Origin of the sequence: Chromobacterium sinusclupearum, assembly GCF_002902845.1 — a bacterium.
GTDB classification, from domain to species: domain Bacteria; phylum Pseudomonadota; class Gammaproteobacteria; order Burkholderiales; family Chromobacteriaceae; genus Chromobacterium; species Chromobacterium sinusclupearum.
Window position 1 is genome coordinate 1 of the sequence record NZ_PPTF01000101.1, and the last position, 2,581, is coordinate 2,581.

At 64.1% G+C, this 2,581-nt stretch carries 3 protein-coding genes; all 3 read left to right on the plus strand.

Going from position 1 to position 2,581, the window contains the following annotated elements; genetic code table 11:
* On the plus strand, window positions 1-689 hold a 689-nt coding region (aroE, locus tag C2134_RS20390), incomplete at its 5' end, for a shikimate dehydrogenase (protein WP_103321892.1).
* Window positions 690-691: 2 nt separating this feature from the next.
* Window positions 692-1,378, plus strand: coding sequence for a monofunctional biosynthetic peptidoglycan transglycosylase (gene mtgA, locus C2134_RS20395; protein ID WP_103321893.1), 687 nt, complete (start codon window positions 692-694; stop codon window positions 1,376-1,378).
* Window positions 1,379-1,672: 294 nt separating this feature from the next.
* On the plus strand, window positions 1,673-2,581 hold a 909-nt coding region (locus tag C2134_RS20400), incomplete at its 3' end, for a magnesium transporter (RefSeq protein WP_146042239.1).

Here is a 2,581-nt window from a genome sequence, read left to right on the forward strand (position 1 = left end):
AGGACGTCGTCGACGAGTTTGTCGCCCATGGCGGAAAGGGGCTCAATATCACCCTGCCGTTCAAGAGCGACGCCTATCGCTACGCTCAGGAGCTGACCGAGCGCGCGCGCGCGGCCGAGGCGGTGAACACGCTGACGTTCCGCGACGGCAAGGTCTACGGCGACAACACCGACGGCGTGGGGCTGGTGCGCGACATCGTGGAAAACCTGGATTACCCGATCTACGGCCAGCGCGTGCTGATCCTGGGCGCCGGCGGCGCGGTGCGCGGCGTGCTGGAACCCATTCTGGAGCAGAAGCCGTCCAGCCTGACCATCGCCAACCGCACCGTGATCAAGGCCGAAGCGCTGGCGCATCACTTCGCCCGTTATGGAAAAGTGGAGGCCGTCGGCTACGACGCGCTGCAAGGCCGCAGCTTCGACATCATCATCAACGCCACGTCCACCAGCCTGAACAACGAAATGCCGCCGCTGCCGCGCGGCGTGTTCACCGCCCGCACGCTGGCCTACGACATGGTGTACAGCTCCGGCCTGACGCCGTTCCTGCAACGCGCCCAGGGCGAAAACGCAGGCATGCTGGCCGACGGCCTGGGCATGCTGGTGGAGCAGGCGGCGGAATCGTTCGCCATCTGGCGCGGGGTGCAGCCGGAAACGCGCAAAGTGACCAATATGCTCAGGGAAGTGCTGGCCTGAGCATGACGCGCTGGATCCTGAAAATTCTGGCGGCCCTGGTGGCCGCCTTTGTACTGTATAACCTGTGGGTGTTCGGCCATATCCTGTACTGGCGCAGCCATAATCCGGATGCCAGCTCCTTCATGAACGAGCAGTTGGCGAAGTTGCAGCAGGACGATCCGGAGGCCGAGCTGAGCCATAAATGGGTGCCGTACGAGCGGATATCGCCCAATCTGAAGCGGGCCTTGATCGCGGCGGAGGACGCCAAGTTCGTCGACCACGAAGGTTTCGACTGGGATGGCATCGAGGTGGCGTTCGAGAAGAACTTGAAGAAGGGGCGCATCGTCGCCGGCGGCTCCACCATCAGCCAGCAGCTGGCCAAGAACCTGTTCCTGTCCAGCGGCAAGACGCCGTGGCGCAAGCTGGAAGAAGCGCTGATCACGGTGATGCTGGAGAAGACCATGGACAAGCGGCGCATCTTCGAGATCTATCTGAATGTGATCGAATGGGGCAATGGCGTGTTCGGGGCCGAGGCGGCCTCGCGTCATTACTTCCGTACCAGCGCATCCAGGCTATCCTCCAGCCAGGCGGCCAAGCTGGCGGCCATGGTGCCGAATCCGCGCTATTACGACGATCATCGCAATGCGCCGGGTCTGGCCAAAAAGACCCGCATCATCCAGCGTCGAATGGCATACGCCGATCTGCCGTAAGGCTGGCGCTCGCTCATGATGGAACGGACGGCCGCCGCCGTCCGTTTTCTTTTTCCAGGCGCGCGATCGCGGCGGATGATGCGGCGCAATAGATGGCGCGGTTGCCGGCTTGGAGCGATTTGTTGTGGCGTGTTACAATCCGCACCGTTATTTTTGTTGCCGCGCGCCCTTGCGCGGCGAAACCGCATGGACTTGCCCAGTTACCCCGCGATTCCACCCCGCTCTACCCCTAACGAATAAATCCCGTCTCAGATAGTCAGCCCGTCTGCGCCCTCTGGGCGGAAGGAGACGTGCATGACGGTTGCCTTCAAGCAACAATCCGCCGATCGTCTGCAAGAAAGCCTCGGTCTGGTGCAGCGCCTGATCGAGCGTCAACGCGAGCTTGAATCGACCGCCGCGCGCCAGGATGGCGAGGACGCGGCCGATGCCCTGGCGCCGCGGCACAACCTCGCTGAACTGAAACAGAAGCTGGCGCAACTGCATCCGGCCGACATCGCCCATGTGCTGGAGGCGCTGCCGCTGGAGGATCGACTGCTGGCTTGGGATCAGACCGATCCTGCCCGCGACGGCGCCATCCTGCTGGAAGTGTCCGACGCGGTGCGCGAGTCGCTGATCGAGGTGATGGACCCGGATCAGCTGGTGGCCGCGCTGGCTGAGCTGGACACCGACGATCTGGCCGAGCTGGCGCCGGACCTGCCGCGCCAGGTGGTGTACGAGGCGATGGCGCGGCTGGATGAAGAAGCGCGCGGCCAGTTGCAGGAAGTGCTGTCCTATGGCGAAGACCGCGTCGGCGCGCTGATGGATTTCGAGCTGGTGAAGATTCGCGCCGATGTCAGCTGCGAGGTGGTGTTGCGCTACCTGCGGCGCTTCGACGAGCTGCCGAACCAGACCGACAAGATTTTCGTCACCGACGAGGCCGGGCGGCTGAAGGGCGTGCTGGCCATCCGCAAGCTGCTGGTGTCCGACCCCGAGGCCGAGGTGGCCGACGTGATGGCCACCGAGGTGGTGAGCTTTCATCCGGACGAGCCGGCGCTGGACGCCGCCCAGGCGTTCGAGCGTTATGATCTGGTGACGGCGCCGGTGGTGGACGAGCGCGGCATGCTGCTGGGCCGGCTGACGGTGGACGCGATGGTGGACGTGATCCGCGAGGAAAGCGACAGCGAAGTGCTGAACCTGGCCGGCCTGAAGGAAGAGGAAGACCTG

Excerpts from the sequence above, each read along its gene's own strand:
- mtgA (WP_103321893.1), top strand. The coding sequence starts at position 692 with ATGACGCGCTGGATCCTGAAAATTCTGGCGGCCCTGGTGGCCGCCTTT.